Source organism: Neisseria sp. P0021.S006 (genome assembly GCF_051956895.1).
The window spans coordinates 1-897 of sequence record NZ_JBQCWZ010000538.1 but is presented as its reverse complement, the minus strand read 5'-3'; the positions used below and the strand labels follow the sequence as shown (position 1 = coordinate 897).

Here is an 897-nt window from a genome sequence, read left to right as displayed (position 1 = left end):
GTATTGACCTACAACAGCAACCATCAGGTTGTTAGCATCGTAACCAGCAGTCAGACGGTGAGCTTGGTGATCTTTATAAGTACCAGCAGTCAAAGTAGTGTTGCTGTTGAACGCATCCAGGTAACCAGAAGTCAAGTCAGCACGTTTAGCATAAGAACCAGCGTAGCGACCGAAGAAGCCAGAGTTTTCGTAGTTCAGACCCAAGTCGTAAGACTCACGGCTTTTCACAGTGTGAGTGTATTTGTCGCCAGGGTTAGCATTGTCACGAGGTTGGTATTGTACGCTTGCGCTGAAACCACCCAATACAGGAGTATCGTAACGTACAGATACTTTACGAGAATCTACACGTTTGATTTTACCCAATTGCAGAGCGTCTGCGTTAGCATCACTAGATTCCCAAGGGTCGAAGCTATCGCTGCTGTCGTTCAGAGCAGTATTCAAGTTACCGGCACGAACTTTACCGAAACCGCCTTCCAAGCCCAAGAAAGATTCACGGTTAGCGAAACCAGAGTCACCACCGGCGATAGAAGTTTTTTGTTCAACTTGCCAGATAGCATTCAGGTTGCTACCCAAGTGTTCGTGGCCTTTGAAACCGATGCGAGAGCCGAAGTCAGCAATCTCAGTAGCAGTTTTAGAAGAAGTCTTACCCTCTTTTACTTTAGAAATTTCTACGCCAGCTTTAATTTGACCGTACAGAGTTACGTCAGCCATAGCTGCAACAGGCAGGGCAGCCAGAGTCAGGGCAATCAGGGATTTTTTCATTGCTGTTTTCCTTTTTTAAGTGTGAAGAAGCGAGCATTCGTTCTTCTTATTACGATATCGTTCTGTTTCAACGATTCCATGACCATAATATAAAGGTTATGGCTTAAGAAAACAAATTTTCCTCTTGTTTTAGGC

At 44.8% G+C, this 897-nt stretch carries 1 protein-coding gene; it reads right to left on the bottom strand.

Annotation, left to right across the window (positions count from 1 at the left end):
* On the bottom strand, positions 1–762 hold a 762-nt coding region (locus ACTHUM_RS15535), incomplete at its 3' end, for a porin (RefSeq protein WP_440403362.1).
* Between the last annotated feature and the right edge of the window lie 135 nt (positions 763–897).